This window comes from Pseudoalteromonas sp. 3D05, assembly GCF_002723455.1.
GTDB lineage: Bacteria > Pseudomonadota > Gammaproteobacteria > Enterobacterales > Alteromonadaceae > Pseudoalteromonas.
Genome location: NZ_PDUS01000011.1, coordinates 11,964 through 30,847 on the forward strand (window position 1 = coordinate 11,964; position 18,884 = coordinate 30,847).

Genomic DNA, 18,884 nt, shown 5'->3' on the forward strand with positions numbered 1-18,884 from the left:
CTAGTGGCTTAAAAATTCTTAAAAAGTTAATTTATTGAATAAGCTATTAAGCGCTGAAACTTCTCACTTTTTCAACGTACTCGCGCACGCTTTCAACGGTCATTTCTTCACGTTGAGAATCTAATATTGTGGCACCAAATTCATCCGCTAATTTCTTCGCTGCACTGTGCAACATATTGAATGCTGCAAGGCCGTCACCGTCACACGGTAAAGTCATAAATAAGCTAATACCTGCGGTACTAAATTGTTCCATATTATCAATATCAAACGTACCTGGGTTATACATATTTACTAAGCGAAATAGCACAGGGCCAAGTCCCGCAGGGTCTAGGTGGCGATTAAAAAAACCTTCTTCTGAGTATTTAAAACCGAGTGTATTGATTGCCGGTAATAACTTACTGCCTTCCATCGCCATGCCTTCAGGCATTTGGATGTGAACGATAATAAAGTCAGCAGGAGGAGTTTCTTGTTCTTGCTCTGCCTGAGCTTCATCAACTGTCTCACCTGAGCGCTGAGTATCAGCTTCACCCGATTGCTCGACTTCATTTACATCATCAGCTGAAAAACTGAGATCGCCAAATTGTGGCTCATCACGCTCAGTTTGAGCTGTTTGTAAAGGCTCAGAATGCTGCTCTACTGATGGTTGTTCAGTTGGTTCAACGCGCTCATTCGGCGCAGTCGTGGGTGCCTCTTTTTTACGAACTGACCATAGGCCATGTATTAATAATCCACCAATGACTATTACACTGATAATAATTAAAACCCATCTTAATTGTTCGGCCATCCCCTCACCTTTTATTATTTGTTCTATCAAAAATAGTATTATGCATGTGCCATTTGCACTGCTTGTTCAATATCAACTGCAACCATGCGTGATACGCCCGGTTCAGCCATTGTAACACCAGTTAATCGTCCTGCCATTTCCATCGCAATTTTATTATGGCTGATGTAGATAAATTGCACAGATTGTGACATTTCCTCTACTAAACGGCAGAACCTGCCAACATTCGCATCATCAAGTGGTGCATCAACTTCGTCCAGCATACAGAAAGGAGCTGGATTGAGCCTGAATATTGAAAACACTAATGATAATGCGGTCAGCGCTTTTTCTCCACCACTTAACAAGTGAATTGTTGAATTTTTCTTACCTGGCGGTCGTGCCATAATACTAACACCACTTTCTAATAAATCATCACTGGTTAATTCTAGGTATGCGCTACCGCCGCCAAACACTTTAGGAAATAGCTCACCGAAGTCTTGATTAACTTGGTCAAACGTTGCTTTAAAACGCGTTTTGGTTTCACGGTCAATCTTATGAATTGCTCCTTCTAGACTTGAAAGTGCATTCGTTAAATCTTCCAGTTGCTGCTCTAAGTACTCACTGCGTTGCTTAGCTTGGTCAAACTCATCGATTGCCGCTAAATTTACCGCGCCCAATTCATTCACACTTTGCGCTATCCGATTAAGCTGTGCTTGCATTGTAGATAAATTAGCTGACTCTGGTAATTGCGCCAATACTGCTTTTAAATTTTGCTCAAGTTCAGCCAATGGCTCAAGCGCGGCTTGCGCTTTTACTATCAAGCTTTGCTCTTCAAGGGCTAAAGCTTGGAGTTTCTCTTGTAAACTACTTAATTCACCTTGTGATGATTTGAGTGTGGTTTGCTTATCCAAAAGCGCCGTTTTTGCATCCGCTAAACCAGCTTTTAGATTAGTTAGCTCAGCTTCTCCTTGTTGGTGCTGCTCAAGAAGTAATAGTATTTTCTCGGCACTTTCTTCAAGTGGGATCACTAACTCTTCAATTTGATTAGTTAACTCTGTTACCGATTCACTGGCGGTGTTGTATGCGCTCAAAGCGTGCTGTAACTTAGTTTCACTTAGCTGGCACTCGCTACGCGCTGTTTGCTCCGCTAAGTTAGCTTGATGTGCTTGACTCTTATATTGCTCAAATACACGACTATGCTGCTGGTATTCATTATCGCACTGTTGCTGTGTCTGTTTGGCTTGTTCACGTTGTGCTGATAATTGCTGCTGTCGTTGTTCTATACGTTCGATAAGCTGTTGTTGCTGCTGCATAGCTGCGTTAATAGTTACTTGTTCATCAAGTAAACTTTGACGCTTAGTAGAGAGTTTTTCTTGTTGGGTTTGCCACAGAGTTAATTGTTCTTTTAGCATATCGCGGCGCGTGCTGGCTGCCGCTATTTTTTGTGCCAATTGGTGTACAGCATCTTTTAAGTCATCTACTTGTATCAATAGATTACTGTGTACGGATTTATTTTCGCTGACAACTGTTTGCGCACTTTCAAGCTGTGATTGCAATGAGGTAGCCAACTCTTTAGCCTCATTAAGCTGCTTATGTTTGAGCAGCAAAGAACTTTCAGCATCGCCATGATTACTTAAATGCCAGTTACGCCCATTTATATTGGCATTGCTGTCAATAACCGCAAGCCAAAACTCATCATCAAATATACTCTGCTCAAAATTATCTGCAAAAGCAATACGTTCTAATAAATCTGGGTAAACACCGCGGTCAATGAGTGCTGCAACGGAACCCGCTTTAGCATTGTTTGTACTGAGCCAAACACTATTGTTATCAGCGGCTGGTTTAACAGCTAAGTGTGTTAAATTCAAAAGGGCCTGTTCAACTACCTGTTCATAACCAGACTTTACCTCAAGTTGCGCTAATAAAGTGCCTGTATCTTGATTATTGTCACCCTTAAGCATACTACTTAAACCGGCAATTTTGGCTTTATTCTCATTTACTGCTTGCGCTTCATTTTGCTGCGCAATTTGGCTTTGTGTTAATGCATCATAAGCGGATTGAGCACTGAGCGTTGTCTTGTTTAGTGCGCTTTGTTTTGCTGCAAGTTCTTTGGTTAAAGATTGCATTAACGTATGTTGTTCATCTAGCTGCTTTGCAATTGAATTTTTTGCAAGCTCTGCCGATTGCTGTTCAATATCATCCAATTGTTTAATGATATAATGCAGGTTTTGCTGGTGCTGTGCTTGGGTGTTGAGTTCTTTATTATGGTTATTTGATACCGTTTGAAGTTGCTCGTTTAGCTCTTGATACTGGCTATTTGCAAGGTTTTTTTGTTGTTGAGATTGCTCTACTTGCTCAGCAATTTGCGTCACTTGTTCATCACAGATAAGTGTGTGTTCTATGGCATTTTGTAAGGTCTCAGCCAGCTCACTCGTATGTCCTTGCTGCTGCAATTGCTGCTCTTGGCTTTGCAACTGAAGGGTTTGCTGCTTAATTAAACTTTGACTTAATGTTTGATGCTGTTGCTTTAGGCTGATTTGTTGTTGTTCAATGCGTGTCAGTTGGGTATGGGTATTATGTTGCGCTTGTTGCGCATCAGCTAACTGCTGTTGGCGTTGTTGTACTTGAAGCTCAAGACTCGTTAATACGTCATCGTGGCCTGCATTGGCTTGTTTATAAAAATCAATTTGTTCATTTAATTTAGCTATTTGCTGATTTTTATCTACTTGTTGTTGGTGCAGCTTTTGCCACTTTAACACCGCAATTTGCCCTTTCAATGTTCGTTCTTGGGCTTTTAACTCTTTAAACTTTTTGGCCTCAACCGATTGTAAAGCGAGCTTATCAACTTGCGCTTGCAGCTCCTGGCGCACATCAAGTAAACGCTCAAGATTTTCACGGGTGCTTTTAATGCGGGTTTGGGTTTCTTTTCGTCGTTCTTTGTATTTTGATACCCCTGCAGCTTCTTCAAGAAAAACACGTAAATCAGCAGGCTTACTCTCAATTAAACGCGAGATCATCCCTTGTTCGATAATCGCATAACTGCGCGGGCCGAGCCCTGTGCCTAAAAATATATCAGTAATATCGCGTTTACGACACTTGCTACCATTTAAAAAATACAGCGATTGACCATCACGAGTAACTAAACGTTTAATAGCAACTTGGTTACGATCAGCAAAGGTATTAGGTAGATGGCCTTGAGTATTATCAAAAATGAGCTCAACAGATGCTTGAGAGATAGGTTTTCGATTAGTGGAGCCGTTAAAAATAACATCGGTCATGGCATCACCACGCAGGTTTTTTGCTGAGCTTTCACCTAAAACCCAACGTACTGCGTCAATCACGTTTGATTTGCCGCAGCCATTGGGGCCAACAACACACGTCATTTGATCAGGAAATGGAATTTTAGTGGGCTCTACAAAGGATTTAAAGCCCGCTAATTTTATGGTGCTCAAACGCATCTATTTGGTTTACCGAATCTTATTATTAATTATTAACGATTAAATGTAACTGTTATAGACAGCAAAAGTAAATGCAAAATCTAAGCTTGGCGTTTAAAGTTATCTAAAATAATCCCTGTTGCCATCGCGACATTGAGCGATTCGGCCGCACCAAAAGCAGGAATAGTTATTTTGTTTGTTACCAGTTCAGCGCACTCACTGCGAATTCCATGAGATTCACTGCCCATAAGTAACACACCTGATTGCGATAATTCAGTCTTATGTAAGTTTTCACCCTCTAAAAATGCACCATATATGGGCAAGTTAAGCGTTTTTAAATAAGAAGGTAAATCAACCTGGCTTACTGCAACACGCACAAATGAGCCCATTGTGGCACTGATTGTTTTTGGGTTGTAAGGGTCTGCGCTATCTATACTTGCCACGATATGTTTTATACCATACCAATCAGCAACACGAATGATCGTACCTAAATTACCAGGGTCAGACACTCCATCTAGCGCTAAGATTAACCCTTGCGCGTTCGGTAGCTCCACTTTAGGCATCGCCACAACCGCAATCGCCGCATTGTTCGAAACCAAAGTACTGGCTTTTGTTAAGGTGTCTTCATCCGCTTCAATCATACTCACTTTATTAAATTGAGCCTGATGCTGATTAATAAACGCAGGCGTAGCAAATAAATCAACAACCGCTAAATCACTCGCTAACAACTCAAGTACATTTTTTTCACCTTGTACAAGGTATTGATTGTATTGCTTTCGGTACTTTTTTTGCCCTAATGCACGAATTAACTTGAGTTGGTTTTTTGAAATCATAACAGCCCCATAAAATGATGCAGTTAGTATAACAGGTTTACGGGAGAGTTCTAAAATTGAAAAGCCTAAAAAAATACTGTAAATCAACCATTGCAGTATAATTTGATTGATAAAAAGGCAATTATTTAGTAGATTTCTGGACCTAATTTAAGGATATGGAAATAACATGGACACAACCACCCCTCCAGTCAATACAACGCACGCCCCTTCACCACAAATAATATCTCAAGACAGAGTAAAATTCAGTGGTAAAGCTGGTGAGTTTTTTGGTATTTGGACAGTGAATATTCTACTGAGCATACTCACCTTAGGTATCTACTCTGCTTGGGCAAAAGTACGTACTTATCGATATTTTTATAGTAATACATCAATAGACGGCCACAGCTTTGACTACTTGGCAACGCCTATACAAATATTAAAAGGCCGTATATTGGCTGTTGCTGTGTTTGTGATTTACAGTCTTGTTATACAATTTTTTCCAACCTTTGGTATTTTATTAGCAATTTGCTTATTGTTCGCGATGCCTTGGATTATTAATCAGGGCCTTAGGTTTAACATGCGAATGACTCGACATCGTAATGTGCGGTTTGCTTTTGCCGGTAACTACGGTGAAGCATTTATAAATTTTATTATATTACCCATTGCGAGTATCTTTACTCTCTACCTATTGCTGCCATACGTACTAAAACGCATTGATCAATATATGCACGAAAACATCAGCTACGGTAACAAGCCAATTACAGTCAATCTTCAAGGTGAGAAATACTACATGGCTGCTTTAATAACCATTGGCGTTACCATAGCCGGTTTGGTTATTTTTGGTATAATTTTAGGTTTGACAGGCACAGCAATGGGAATTGGTGCTATCGATGCCGAAAATATTCACCCATCAACTATAATTTTCCCTGTTTTAATCGCTGCATTATATGTAGCATTTTTGACCTTAGTGAGTGCTGTTTATCAGTCTATTATCCGCAATCATATTTTAAACAATAGCGAATTCGAAGACGTGGCGAGCTTTAAATCAGATTTAAAAGCTGTTCAATACGCCATGCTGTTGTTTACCAATGCATTTGCTATCATTTTTACTTTAGGAATGGCTTACCCATGGGCGAAAATACGAAAAGCCCGTTTGCTTTGCTCCGCTACTGAGGTAACCATTTATCATGGCGCAATAGCTATTATTGATACTGCAGAGCAACAACAGTCGTCCTTTGCAGAAGAAGCTGCAAACGTTTTCGACATTGATATATCGCTTACCTAATGAATCAAACCCAAACAACAGGCTGCTACTATTACCCTAGTCGCAGCCAACATATTCAGTGCAGCGCTGTAATTAATGACGAGCAAATACAATTGTTTGATAACCAGACGAATTCTATCGTTTCGGTTTCAAATCTAGATTGCTCATTTGAAAGTCCCTTGCCAGGTATTGCAACTGCTGTGTGTTTTGCTGATGGTGGGCGGTTCATACCTGATGATATTAATTTTCAATGGCCGTTTACTCATCATAGCCATGGCATAGCGCAGCAATTAGAAAAAAATAAACTACTTATTTTGGCCTCAGTTATTTTAATACCGTTGTTGCTGTGGTTTATTCTCTATCGTGGCATACCTGCTATTGCTGTATACAGTGTTGGTTTAGCCTCTCCTTCAATGGTAGAAGCTATGGGTGAACAAAGTTTACAAGTAATTGAAAAAATAGCGTTAGAGCCAACTCAGCTTCCGAGTGAGAAACAAGCGCTTATTCAACAGCAGTGGCATAGTATGCTTGATGACCTTCAGTTAGATAAAAAAAAGTTTAGGCTGTCATTTTATCAATCAGATTATTTTTCTGCTAATGCATTCGCGTTACCTCATGGCCGAGTCATTGTTACCGATGAATTAGTCATTTTACTCAAAGATAAACCGGATGCATTGCGTGCAATTTTACTTCATGAAATAGGCCATGTTCAGTACCATCATGGTATTCGATTAGCGGCGCAAGCAACTGCTAGCACCATAGTGTTAGCGATTATTTTTGGAGACTTAGAAGGGATCACAGAAGTCGTACTTGGCTCTAGCTCTTCTTTTTTGCAGCAAGCGTTTTCACGAGATATGGAACGTGAAGCAGACAAATACGCTATCGAGAAATTAATTGCTTTAGGTTATTCTAATGATGATTTTGCCGATGCTATACAAGCACTGCAAAACAAATTAGATGAGCAAGCGCAACTTGATGAGTCGTGGCTTAAATATTTATCTACACACCCTAGTTCTCAAGAGCGCATTGATTTTGCGAGGCAGTACACACCATAATGACACCTGAGTTAACATTAATTACATTGGTTATTACCGTAATCGCACTAGGTTATGGGGTTGTTTACCCGCGTTTTGCTGGCAATGATTTTGTAAAAGTATCAAGCCAAGACCTGTTCGCCACAACTATCACATTAGTCGTTGCAGGGAGTCTTTATTATGATTCTGGCGTTGAGTTTAGTTGGTTAATCTTTAAGGTTAATTGGTTTTGGTTCACGTTTTTAACCTACATACTCATAGAAGTTCCAGTGTGTTTGGCCTATGCAAAAAAACACAATATGAAGTTCAAGTGAATTATGAAAAAAGCGCCTACATGGCGCTTTTATTACAGTGCTCAATCAGTACTTATGTTTTAACGTCCATAAATGCAGTAATTCATTGGCAATGGTCGCAGCTGCTATCGCGGTGAGTTCACTTTGATCGTACGACGGCGACACTTCTACAACATCCATTCCCACTATATTTATTCCCTTGAGAGCGCGTAAGATTTTAAGCACTTTATCGCTGCTCAGTCCGCCACAAACTGGTGTGCCTGTACCTGGCGCAAATGCGGGATCTAAACAATCAATATCAAAAGTAACATACACAGGTAACTCCCCCACCCGCGCTAAAATTTGCTCAGCGATAGTTTGCGCCGATAAATCATTTGCTGCCATGGCATCAATGACGGCAAATTCATGCTTGCTTTGATCAAAGTCAGTACGAATACCGATTTGAATACTGTGCTCTACATCTATCAGCCCCTCCATTGGCGCATGATAAAACATAGTGCCGTGATCATAACGCGAGCCATTGCTATAGGTATCTGTATGCGCATCAAAATGCACTAAAGCCATTTTACCAAAACGTTTAGCGTGGGCGCGCAGTAACGGCAAAGTAACAAAATGATCCCCTCCTAGGCCGAGTAAAGTTTTACCCTGACGTAAAATTTGCTCCGCGGCTAATTCAAGCTGGGCGGTAAAATACTCAGGGTCGCCAACTGGGTAAGTAAAATCCCCAGCATCGGCTAACTTTAAACGCTCAAACAATGGGAACGTCCACGGGTATTTTGTTTCTTCCCACGCTAAATGCACCGATGCGCGACGAATTGCATCAGGCCCCAAGCGTGCACCAGGGCGACCCGACGTCGCCAAATCAAAAGGTAAACCAAGTACTACCACATCTGCATTGATGTCTGTGATATTTTGCACCATGGGCTGGCGTAAAAACGTCATGCCATTGGAGTACAATGAGTGATCGGTATGATCAAACAAGGTCGTCATATTAAAGCTCTTCTAAATAAGTATAACCGTCTAAACCAGCTTGTAACTCGTCAAGCACACTTTGCTGCTCGTTTGCTGGTAATTTACCGGCCACCAGCTGCGCATAAGAAGACTGAAAGCCTTCAACGTCCAAGTGTACATAGCGCATCATGTCGGCCACTGTGTCCCCTTGGTTAACCTCTACAATACGGGCATCACCTTGCTCATCCATTGTGATCATCGCACTGTGGGTATCACCAAATAAATTATGCATATCACCCAGTATTTCTTGGTAGGCACCCACTAAGAAAAAGCCCATTAAATACGGTTTTTCAGCACTAAATTCTGGCACCGGTAGAGTACTTTCAATGCCTTGGCCATCAACATAATGATCAAGTGCACCGTCAGAATCACAAGTTATATCAAGCAACACCGCACGCTTTTGTGGTGCTTCAGTTAAACCACTTAATGGTAATACCGGAAACACTTGGTCGATTCCCCACGCATCAGGTAGTGACTGAAACAATGAAAAATTAACAAAAAACTTATCCGCTAATCGTGCATTAAGTTCATCAATAATAGGCCGATGAAAACGGTTTTTATTATCCATATGTTTGTTAAGCTCATAACATACACGTAAGTTAATTTGCTCCGCCCACGCACGCTGAGTTAAATCTAATAATCCCATTGCAAATTGGTTATGCGCCTCAGCTAAATCACCTTGGCTATCATGATAAATCTCAATTAATGCACGGTCATCAGTCAACACATGTAATTGCTGCCACGACTGCCACATATTTTTCAGTAATAACGGTGCATCATCCGCTGGTGCTTGAATGTCCTCTGGCACATAGCTTTCGGTGCCAATTACATTTGAAATAAGTACCGCATGGTGAGCAGTTAGCGCACGGCCAGACTCCGAAATAATCGTCGGAAACGGTTGTTCGTACTGCTTACAAATATCGCCAATGGTGTAAACAATGTTATTGGCATACTCACCTAAGCTGTAATTCATTGAGTTATGCGACTGGCTCCGTGTGCCGTCATAATCAACCGCCAAACCACCACCGACATCTAAACACTCGATTTGAGCACCTAATTTGCGTAGTTCACAGTAAAAACGCGCCGCTTCACTCACGCCCAAACGTACATCACGAATATTGGCCATTTGCGAGCCTAGGTGAAAATGCACTAACTGCACTAAATCAAGTTGGTCGGTTTCTTTTAACTTATTTACCACATGCAATACTTGTGATGCCGATAAGCCAAACTTTGATTTTTCGCCACCACTGGCTTGCCATTTACCTTTACCCTGCGACGCCAAACGCACACGAATACCGATACGTGGCTTTACATTAAGTTCTTTAGCTTGGCTAAGTACCATGTCTAACTCAGAGAGCTTTTCTAACACGATATACACTTTGTGCCCTAGCTTTTCGCCAATCAATGCAAGACGCACGTATTCCTTATCTTTGTAACCATTACACACAATCACGGCGCTGGTTTTTTCTGCCAATGCTAGTACAGTCAATAGCTCTGGCTTACTACCAGCTTCAAGGCCCAGTTGTTTCTTTTCAATATTTGCTTGGCTGGCGACTATTTCCTCAACCACTTCACGTTGTTGATTTACTTTTATTGGGTAAACCAATAGGTAATCTTTAGGGTAGTTGTAGCTTTCAATTGCAGTATTAAAAGCTGCACATAGGCTGTGAACGCGATGATGCAATATCTGCGGAAAACGTACTAAAGCAGGCAGGCTCAAGCCTTTATCTTCAAGCTGTTTGGCGATATCAATTAATGCAATGGTTTGCTCTGGAGCATCAGCCTTGGGTGCAACATACACATCACCGTGATCATTAATACCAAAAAAACCTTGGCTCCAATGACGAACATTGTAACTCGTGCGAGCTTGCTCTAGTGATGTTGTATCTTTCATTTATCTTTCTCTCTTATTTAATGATGCCGAAATCATTGTCGGCTAATTGCGCGCATTAAAAGAAAAAAATAGGCTCAAGTCCAACAAGTATTTTTACTCGTAACGAGTGAGTTTTAAGATGCTAAAACAAGAGAAGAAAAAGAAACGGTTAGGTGCTTAAAGCTGCATAAGCACCAAACAATTAGGGGAGTATTTTAATCGTTATTGGTTCAGGCCCAGTTCCATAAACAAACTTTGCGGATTTTCACTGTAGTTACCAAACGGGCCACATGATTGGAAGCCTAAATTTTCATACAAACTGATTGATTTTTTTTGCTTAGGCCCTGTTTCTAAACGAATTAAAGGAATCTGCTCTTCGCCTGCATGATGCAACAAAATCTGCATTATGCGCCGAGATAAACCTTTACCACGATAGCTAGGTTTTACATACAAGCGGCGTATTTCACCATAAGGGGGGGTGTCTAATTGCATAACAATAGCACCACAGGCAACAATGCCATCTTCGTTTTTAAGGCCTATGGCATACACATTATCTAAGCTTAGTTCTTCTAAGGTAAGAGACTGCGCGGTCGCCACTGGGTACAAGGAACAAATAAGTCGGTCGATATCGGTAAAAACATTAATCACATCCTGGTCATTGGGGTTTAAATCGACTAACTGCATAGAACATCTCAATTTTATATTAAAAATTTGTTGTCAAACTATACCGAATTGTAACAAATGAACAACCTTGTTCGCCTTGTTTTTCTTTTTTTTAAACGTTTAAATTATTTTTAATCAAATTAACTACGATAAAAATCAACCCATCTAGCTCAAGGTTTAGCCTGTTTAGACGATAAATAGTTATAGCCGGATATGTTAAAGGATTAACGATGAAACTCTCCAATACTGTAGGTTTTTCGCAACTGACTGATCAGATTAAACAACACAGACCTAATACTCCCCCTACAGCGACTGTAAAAGTAAATGAAGCAGACTCTATAAGTAACTATATAATCGCTAAAAAAGGGCCTGAAAGTGAACTGCTATTGAACAGTTTCAAAGGCCGAAATACTGCCAAAACATACAGTCCTCATCATATTGTTGGCATGAAAAAATATGGTATTGCCTCTAGTCCATTAGATATTAATAAGCCCTTTGTAGAACAAACATATCGATATGGTGAGTTTACCAACCCTGACGATATCAATGCGTTTTTAGACCAGGTTGAACGCCTTGATGGTGAACTACAAACAATGTTTCAACATCTAAAGCCAACATCTGAGCTACTTGATTTAACTAAAAAAATGTCGGATGAGGAACTCGCTATATTTACTGAATTTATGGTCGCAAGCTCGCGCCATTATATTGGCATGGAAAATAAAAACATTAGTGAACAACTCATTTCATCTATGAGTCAACTATCTGCTGATGAGCTTAGCTCGACGCTCGAGACTATGAGCACACTTGTGCAGCAAGGAAATGATTATACAAACCCGATATCACCTGTCGGTGAAAATAAACATGGTCACGAAATAGTAGAAATGATCAGTAAACCAGATAATGTTAACTGGTTTAAATCAAACTATGGCTCTAATCTAGCCAAGTATGAATTGGTCATTGATTATGCAAATTTATTAATGAATAAAAACCTCAGCGAAGATCAGCTTATTCAACTAAATAGTCATTTATCTCAAAGTAATCTTGAGCAAAACAGCAGTATTATCGATATGGTGAGCTTACTTAAAACCCATCAAACTGATGAGGTATTAGCGATGGTAAGTGAGGTTGATAAAGACAGCGAACTTAATTTACTGAGCTACTTAGCACAGCAAACTAACTATCAAGCCAATAAGCAATATTACCAAATGGATAATGGTAAATTTGTCGCCCAACAAGACAATATTAGCTCAGACTCAAATAGGCGTGAGTTATATACCCAAACTACCTCAAGATGCGAGTTTCAGTTGGAATTAAAAGCGAGTTAGGCAAGGCATTGATTGCAAGTAATAGTGGTTCTATTGTTAAAATCAATAACGCAGTATAAATCGCTTTTAAACCAACCCTTTGGGCGTTTCACAGAGACTTACTCTCATCGTTGTTACTTCTTAAAAGGGACTGCCATTCTTGCAAAGTAACGCCTTGATATTAAGCCCCTGTGAAACGCTGAATTCTGCATCTTGAGGTGGTTTGGGTATATAACACTATTTTAAATGCTTACGACACAATAGGGATGGGCTGGATAAATGACACTCTAGAGCAGTTTACCGGTACTCCCACACAGATCCAAAGCGAGTTGTGGCAAACACTACTCAATGACAAAGAGTCCATGCCTGAGCAATTTAATCACTCAAACTCAGTTCAAGTGTGGGCACAAAATAATATTTCCCAGATAGAAGGACAATTCCACTCCAAGCAAATGAATAAAATCTTTGAATATAATAGCCAGCGACTAGTACCTGATCTTATTGATAAACTTACTTTCTTTAGTAATGGTCATAATCACAAATCAGCGAATATCACAAAGTAGCGCTCAGGCTATAATCAGCAATAGTCAAAAAATTTTCGATGTTCTAATCCTGCTAAGTTAGCATTCACTTTGTTGGGGTGTTTATATTCACGCCAGTTAGCAACATTGCGCCCCACATTTAGTTTCGCGAAGTTTGGCTCACCTTCAGCAGGCATCCCTAAAAACTGTTTTAACTTTAAGAGACTCCCCGAGTGACTCACATCGAGTGAAATAAAGTCATCGCGGTCTTTAAAATAATTAAATACCCCTTGCTGATGTAAACGGTAATAACTAGTCAAAGTGTGCTCACATTGCGAGTGAATGTTAGGAAAGGTCTGGTGAAAACTGCGCTTTAACACAGGGCTAAAATGCCCATTTTTTAGCTCTAAATGCGGTGCCATTTTTTCAAGTAGCATGGTAATTGATGGGATCCATTTATCTAAATCGCGATTCAAATACACAAATTTAGACCCAGGAAATAGCGCATCGAGCTGTTTATAATCACTAAAACACGGCGCATCAGATATCGCATCAGCCACTTCAAACGCTTTTTTGGTGAAAGCTGTGTGAGCCACTTTTAATCCCAACTCTAATAAAGCGACACTAATACTGGTTGTACCTGTTCGTGGTAAACCAATAATAAAAATTTTAGACATGCTTATTGCTCAAAATGAAGGGACATCAGTATATCGGGATCATCGAACTAAACCTACTAAACTCTATAATAGTATTTGCGCATATTAAATTTTTTAACGTTATACACCGCTAAAATCCGCTTCTCCCCCCGCCTTACGAAAGAAAAAATACTTTGTTACCTAAAAATACTGTTCAATAAAACTGAGCGATTTATACTGCGCTTAATGATAAAAATGATCTGAGGTATTTAGCGTGCAGTTTACTCAAGGTATGGAGTATTTTTTTTCCGGTTTTAAGTTGATCACTCAAAAAGGTCTCAAACGTTTTGTATTTATTCCTTTATTAATCAATATTGCACTATTTGGTAGCTCACTGTTTTTTTTATACGGCTGGCTAACTGAAGGGTTTGCCTATTTAAACAATATGCTGCCAAGCTGGTTGAGTTGGCTAGAATGGTTAATGTGGCCCATTGCAATTTTAGTTATTCTATTTAGTTACAGTATGCTGTTTAGTGTAATCACAAACTTTATTGCCGCACCCTTTAATGGCTTGCTGAGTGAAAAGGTAGAGCTTTATTTAACGGGCCAAAAAATTAATGATGATGGCTTCGCTGACTTAGTCAAAGATGTTCCCCGCATGCTGGGCCGCGAGTGGACCAAGCTGTGTTATTACCTACCCCGCGCAATTGGTTTCTTTATTTTATTATGGATATTACCTGTGATAGGCCAAGTGCTATGGGTGTTGTTTACTTGCTGGATGTATGCGGTGCAATATAAAGACTACGCATTTGATAACCACAAAATTTGCTTTAAGCAGATGAAACAAGATTTAAAGCAAAAGCAGGGCTTATCCTACGGTTTTGGTCTTGCTGTGATGCTGCTGACGGCTATTCCAATCGTTAATCTAATTGTTATGCCTGTCGCAGTGTGTGGTGCAACGCGCCTATGGGTTGATAACTACCGACCTAATTACCGAGATTAACTCAATCAACTATAAAAAAGCACAGCGATGGCTGTGCTTTTTACGTTTTAAACTTACTTAACCTGAACTCTGGTTAAGAGATGTACTAATGTATTGATATTAAATCACAAATATATTTATTAGTCTCCAGCCGGAAACTTTTACCGATAACAAGGCGAATTTACGCGTCAATAGCTAGCCTATTACAAGTAAATTCAACGCAGTTAGCGTTGAAAGTAGCCTCTGGAGATAGATTTATTATCCTGAGTTCAGGTTACTTAACTATATAAACTCTGTGGTACTTTAGTAACATTCAAATGCACCGTAATCTCTTCTCTATCGTGGTACAAATGCTTTGCCTGAAGCTCATAGGTAATACCGTATTTATCAAGCTCTTCTTTGATCATAGTTAAACATTCATACACACTATCAAAGCGCTTTTTCATTGGCAGCTTCAAGTTAAAAATAAGCTCTTTTGCGTAGGCATTCACTGCCCAATCAATCATCAAGTTTGTTACTTTAGTTGGTTTTTCAACCATATCACACACGAGCCATTGAATATTGCGCTTCTCTGGGCGGTATTTAAAACCGTCGGCTCGAAAGTGTTTCACTTGCCCGGTTTCCATTAAATCATCATTCATTGGGCCATTATCAATAGCACTGACAAACATACCGCGGCGCACTAGTTGATATGTCCATCCACCTGGGCATGCGCCCAAATCTACGCCACGCATTCCTGCTTGTACCCGTGACTCAACTTCATTAGGTGGTATAAATACATTAAATGCCTCATCAAGCTTTAAAGTCGAGCGGCTCGGCGCATCACTTGGCATACGCAAGCGCAAAATGCCCATAAAGAATGGTGAGTTATTGTAGCTGTATGAATGTCCCACGTAGGCTGTATTGTTAGTCAAAAACATCACATGCATAACCGGACGATTAGCTTTGGGCTCACGCAATACGGTGTTTTGTTTTTCCAAAGCTTTTTTAAGAGGAGTTGATATTTTTTTACAAAACGTTAAAAGCTCTTTGCCTTCATTAGTATCAGGGGTTTCTACACGTAGTTCTGAACACAGCGGAAAATCGGCTGCTGCGGTTTTAATTTCACCAACCCGGTCTTCAATGGGCATATTTTCAAGTAACGTACCCGCGAACCATTGGCGCGCAAACACCATGTTTTTAAAATCGACTTTTTTGATGATCTCGTCACTGTGTGATGCCTCAAAGCACTCATAAATAACATAACCTGTGTTAGGTTTGGCTTTCACATAACCGGCAAAACCTTGCTCTGCAGCATGAAAGGTTATTTCTGCTGCGGCATCATTTTCAAACCCACTACGACAATAAATCACTACGCTTGACATAAAAACCCTTAAATTGCGCTTTCTGCGCGATATTCTTTATTAAAATTTAAACCGTGCAACTTGCGCTAAAATAACCAACCAACCCACAATAAAGCACAGTCCGCCTAAAGGTGTAATCGGCCCTAGCCACTTCCAGCCTGTTATCGCGAGTAAATATAAACTCCCACTAAAAAGTAAGGTACCCGCAATAAAAAGCAAACCAGCGGCGGTTAAATTTAAGCCCCACTTTATCAAAATAGCCACTGCAATAAGCGCAAGGCCATGGACCATTTGATACTCAGCAGCGGTTTTAAATACGCCGAGAGCATATTCAGATACTCGGCTTTTTAATCCGTGAGCAGCAAATGCGCCTAGCACCACAGATAACATACAAAACAAGCTACCAGCCATGAGAAATAGTTTGATCATAGCGCTCTCCTTTGGTTCTACAAACAATACTGCTTAATAAATTTACTTGCGCGATCAGCTGCCACTTGTAAATTCTGCTCAAGTGTAACACCACTTTTTTTGCGTGGTTTCAAAGAATGATCACCATCAGCTAACCACATAAACTCAGGACGCTTTGCAAGCTTCAGCGCTTCTAACTCTTCACGCGTACCAAATGTGTCCCGCTCACCTTGGAGCACCATAAATGGACATGGAATATCGCCGAAATGATCAATGCGTAACTTCTCGGGCTTACCCGGCGGATGAAATGGATAGCCAAAAGCCAACACACCGTTAATCTTTTTATCTGTTTCACACGCAAGCATGCTGGCCATTCTTCCACCCATTGACTTCCCACCAATAAATAATGGCAGTGTTGGCTCTGTTTGTTCAATTACGTGGGCAAAATAAGCCAGTAATTTAGGGGCCCGTTCAGGCGGTCTGCGCTTATTCGTTTGTTTGGCGATTTGCATATATTCAAAATCAAAAAGCCCGACATTAATACCTTGCTCGGCTAGCAAGTTTGCCATCTGTTGCATAAATTCAGAGTCACTGCCTGCACCTGCACCATGAGCAAAAATAAACTGGGCGTGGGCAGGTTTTTTTGCTTTTATCCATTGTATTGTCATTTTAAAACTCTTGTTCTTGCTCGACTAAATCAAGCATCCACTCTTTGAAGGACACTATTTTACCCAGCTCTGATTGTGATTCACGGTTAACCAAGTAGTAGGCATTTTTACTTTCTAAACTATGGCTAAAGGGGATCACCAAACGTCCGGCGTCAATATCTGGTTTTGCTAAAACACTGTTACCAATTGCAACACCTTGACCATGTACCGCAGCTTGGAGCACCATAGAAGAGTGGCTAAAAATAGGGCCCTGATTCACTTGTACATTACGCACACCGGCGGTTTTCATCCAGGTTTTCCAGTTTTTTCGCGTAGTATCATGCAACAATGTGTGATTAGCTAAATCGCTTGGTTGATCAAGGGGCTTAGGTCCTGTTAGCAGCATAGGGCTACACAAGGGTACAAGGTATTCGGTGTGTAGTTTATGTGTTTGCACCCCACTCCAATGACCACGACCATAATAAATAGCCACATCAACATCATCAGAGAGTGAGTTTTCGTCTTGATCTTGCGCCTTTATTCGTACATCAATCTCAGGATGTAACTCATTAAATAAACTAAGCCTGGGCACTAACCATTGAATTGCAAAACTTGGCGTTAGGCTTACCGTTAGTGAACCTTTCGCCCCTCGCGCTAGCAGCTTTTCTGTGGCATCAATCAACTGGGTAAAGATTTCTTTTATATCTAAAAAGTAACCCTGTCCTTCCTCGGTCAATAACAATGAGCGGTTTTTACGCAAAAACAGCTTTAAACCAAGGTGTTCTTCAAGTGTTTTTATTTGATGACTCACTGCGGCCTGTGTGACATAAAGCTCTTCGGCAGCTTTGGTGAAGCTCAAATGGCGAGCAGCTGCTTCAAATGCTTTAAGGGCATTTAATGGCGGGACGCGACGAGACATATTAACCACTCATAGAATTAGTTTTTCTTATGAGTGGATTATATACCCATGCCAAGGATGTGTATATTCGAGACATAAAAAAAGCGACATAAGCCGCTTTTTAAATATTATTTAATATTATAAATCGCTAGCACTGGTATCCAGTGGTGCAAAGCTTTTAATCAAATCATCAACCGCTTTCATTTGGCTCAAGTAGCCTTCTAATTTACTCAGTGCAAGGGCACAAGGTCCATCGCACTTTGCTTCATTAGGATTAGGGTGAGCTTCAATAAATAACCCAGCAAGCCCTAATGCCATGCCGCTGCGTGCAAGTTCAGCGGCTTGCGCGCGACGTCCATCAGCAGAATCTGAGCGACCACCAGGACGTTGTAATGCATGAGTCGCATCAAAGATAACAGGAGCCATTGGCTTCATGTCATCCATGCCGAGCATATCTACAACCAGGTTGTTATAACCAAAGCTAGAACCACGCTCACAAAGTGCAACATTCTTATTGCCAGCCTCATTAAACTTAGTAATGATATGGCGCATTTCATGCGGGGCTAAAAACTGTGGTTTTTTAACGTTGATCACAGCACCTGTTTTTGCCATTGCAACAACAAGGTCTGTTTGTCGAGCTAAGAATGCTGGTAGCTGTATAACATCAACAACCTCAGCAACGGGAGCAGCTTGATGCGGCTCATGCACATCTGTGATCAAAGGTACGTTAAAGGTGTTTTTAATTTCCTCAAAAATCTTTAACCCTTCTTCCATACCTGGACCACGATAAGAGTTAATTGACGAGCGATTTGCTTTATCAAAAGACGCTTTAAATACATACGGTATATTAAGCTTGCTGGTCACTTCTACATAATGCTCAGCAATGCGCATTGCTAAATCACGCGACTCTAATACGTTCATACCACCGAACAACACAAACGGTTTGTCGTTTGCAAGTTCAATGTTGTTAATTTTAATTAAATGATTGTTCATCGTTAG

18 protein-coding genes are annotated in these 18,884 nt (G+C 40.5%); 6 read left to right on the forward strand and 12 right to left on the reverse strand.

Translation table 11 applies throughout. The features are described from left to right. Window positions 1-46: 46 nt before the first annotated feature. From zipA to CSC79_RS12080, 3 genes are all read right to left on the reverse strand, one after another. Window positions 47-784, reverse strand: coding sequence for a cell division protein ZipA (zipA, locus tag CSC79_RS12070; RefSeq protein WP_099296031.1), 738 nt, complete (start codon window positions 782-784; stop codon window positions 47-49). A gap of 38 nt (window positions 785-822) precedes the next feature. Next, window positions 823-4,218: an AAA family ATPase gene (locus tag CSC79_RS12075; RefSeq protein ID WP_099296032.1), complete on the reverse strand. Its 3,396-nt coding sequence runs from the start codon at window positions 4,216-4,218 to the stop codon at window positions 823-825. An 80-nt stretch (window positions 4,219-4,298) separates the two neighbouring features. Continuing rightward, window positions 4,299-5,030, reverse strand: coding sequence for an RNA methyltransferase (locus CSC79_RS12080; RefSeq protein ID WP_099296033.1), 732 nt, complete (start codon window positions 5,028-5,030; stop codon window positions 4,299-4,301). Window positions 5,031-5,196: 166 nt separating this feature from the next. Here CSC79_RS12080 and CSC79_RS12085 point away from each other — a divergent pair, with 166 nt between their 5' ends. Genes CSC79_RS12085 through CSC79_RS12095 form a run of 3 tightly spaced genes read left to right on the forward strand, consistent with a single transcriptional unit; the run spans window position 5,197 to window position 7,621 of the window. Next, a complete protein-coding gene (locus CSC79_RS12085) occupies window positions 5,197-6,294 on the forward strand; it encodes a YjgN family protein (protein ID WP_099296034.1) in 1,098 nt (365 codons plus the stop codon). Beyond that, window positions 6,294-7,328, forward strand: a complete 1,035-nt coding sequence (locus tag CSC79_RS12090) for a M48 family metallopeptidase (protein ID WP_099296035.1) — start codon at window positions 6,294-6,296, stop codon at window positions 7,326-7,328. Before CSC79_RS12085 ends, CSC79_RS12090 begins: the two co-directional genes overlap by 1 nt. Beyond that, complete coding sequence (locus tag CSC79_RS12095; protein ID WP_099296036.1) at window positions 7,328-7,621, forward strand: hypothetical protein; 294 nt, start codon at window positions 7,328-7,330, stop codon at window positions 7,619-7,621. The genes CSC79_RS12090 and CSC79_RS12095 overlap by 1 nt, the downstream gene beginning before the upstream one ends. 45 nt (window positions 7,622-7,666) lie before the next feature. On the opposite strand, the gene speB is transcribed toward CSC79_RS12095, so the two are convergent. The 3 genes from speB to CSC79_RS12110 form a co-directional block, all read right to left on the reverse strand. Next, window positions 7,667-8,590 (reverse strand): agmatinase, encoded by a 924-nt coding sequence (speB, locus tag CSC79_RS12100; protein WP_099296037.1) that lies wholly within the window; start codon window positions 8,588-8,590, stop codon window positions 7,667-7,669. A gap of 1 nt (window position 8,591) precedes the next feature. After that, window positions 8,592-10,505, reverse strand: a complete 1,914-nt coding sequence (gene speA / locus CSC79_RS12105) for a biosynthetic arginine decarboxylase (protein ID WP_099296038.1) — start codon at window positions 10,503-10,505, stop codon at window positions 8,592-8,594. A gap of 201 nt (window positions 10,506-10,706) precedes the next feature. Next, window positions 10,707-11,168 (reverse strand): GNAT family N-acetyltransferase, encoded by a 462-nt coding sequence (locus tag CSC79_RS12110; RefSeq protein ID WP_099296039.1) that lies wholly within the window; start codon window positions 11,166-11,168, stop codon window positions 10,707-10,709. A 209-nt stretch (window positions 11,169-11,377) separates the two neighbouring features. Between CSC79_RS12110 and CSC79_RS12115 the strand changes: the two genes are divergently transcribed. Both CSC79_RS12115 and CSC79_RS12120 read left to right on the forward strand, forming a co-directional pair. After that, window positions 11,378-12,472, forward strand: coding sequence for a hypothetical protein (locus CSC79_RS12115; RefSeq protein WP_099296040.1), 1,095 nt, complete (start codon window positions 11,378-11,380; stop codon window positions 12,470-12,472). Between the two features lie 197 nt (window positions 12,473-12,669). Next, window positions 12,670-13,014: a hypothetical protein gene (locus tag CSC79_RS12120; RefSeq protein WP_099296041.1), complete on the forward strand. Its 345-nt coding sequence runs from the start codon at window positions 12,670-12,672 to the stop codon at window positions 13,012-13,014. Window positions 13,015-13,028: 14 nt separating this feature from the next. Here the strand turns inward: CSC79_RS12120 and CSC79_RS12125 are convergent, their stop codons facing one another. After that, window positions 13,029-13,649, reverse strand: coding sequence for a sulfotransferase (locus CSC79_RS12125; protein ID WP_099296042.1), 621 nt, complete (start codon window positions 13,647-13,649; stop codon window positions 13,029-13,031). A 232-nt stretch (window positions 13,650-13,881) separates the two neighbouring features. On the opposite strand from CSC79_RS12125, the gene cysZ reads away from it, so the two are divergent. Next, a complete protein-coding gene (cysZ, locus tag CSC79_RS12130) occupies window positions 13,882-14,610 on the forward strand; it encodes a sulfate transporter CysZ (protein WP_099296043.1) in 729 nt (242 codons plus the stop codon). Between the two features lie 257 nt (window positions 14,611-14,867). On the opposite strand, the gene rlmM is transcribed toward cysZ, so the two are convergent. The 5 genes from rlmM to kdsA all read right to left on the reverse strand — a co-directional run bounded on the left by rlmM (window position 14,868) and on the right by kdsA (window position 18,878). Beyond that, window positions 14,868-15,953, reverse strand: a complete 1,086-nt coding sequence (rlmM, locus tag CSC79_RS12135; protein WP_099296044.1) for a 23S rRNA (cytidine(2498)-2'-O)-methyltransferase RlmM — start codon at window positions 15,951-15,953, stop codon at window positions 14,868-14,870. 39 nt (window positions 15,954-15,992) lie between these two features. Then, the gene (locus CSC79_RS12140; RefSeq protein WP_180270428.1) at window positions 15,993-16,361 is read right to left on the reverse strand and encodes a DUF423 domain-containing protein; all 369 of its coding nucleotides are present in this window, start codon (window positions 16,359-16,361) and stop codon (window positions 15,993-15,995) included. A gap of 17 nt (window positions 16,362-16,378) precedes the next feature. After that, a complete protein-coding gene (locus tag CSC79_RS12145) occupies window positions 16,379-17,008 on the reverse strand; it encodes an alpha/beta family hydrolase (protein WP_099296045.1) in 630 nt (209 codons plus the stop codon). Window position 17,009: 1 nt separating this feature from the next. Next, on the reverse strand, window positions 17,010-17,906 hold the full coding sequence (locus CSC79_RS12150; RefSeq protein ID WP_087534247.1) for a transcriptional regulator GcvA: 897 nt from the start codon (window positions 17,904-17,906) through the stop codon (window positions 17,010-17,012). A gap of 117 nt (window positions 17,907-18,023) precedes the next feature. Then, window positions 18,024-18,878 (reverse strand): 3-deoxy-8-phosphooctulonate synthase, encoded by an 855-nt coding sequence (kdsA, locus tag CSC79_RS12155; RefSeq protein ID WP_099296046.1) that lies wholly within the window; start codon window positions 18,876-18,878, stop codon window positions 18,024-18,026. Window positions 18,879-18,884: the final 6 nt, after the last annotated feature.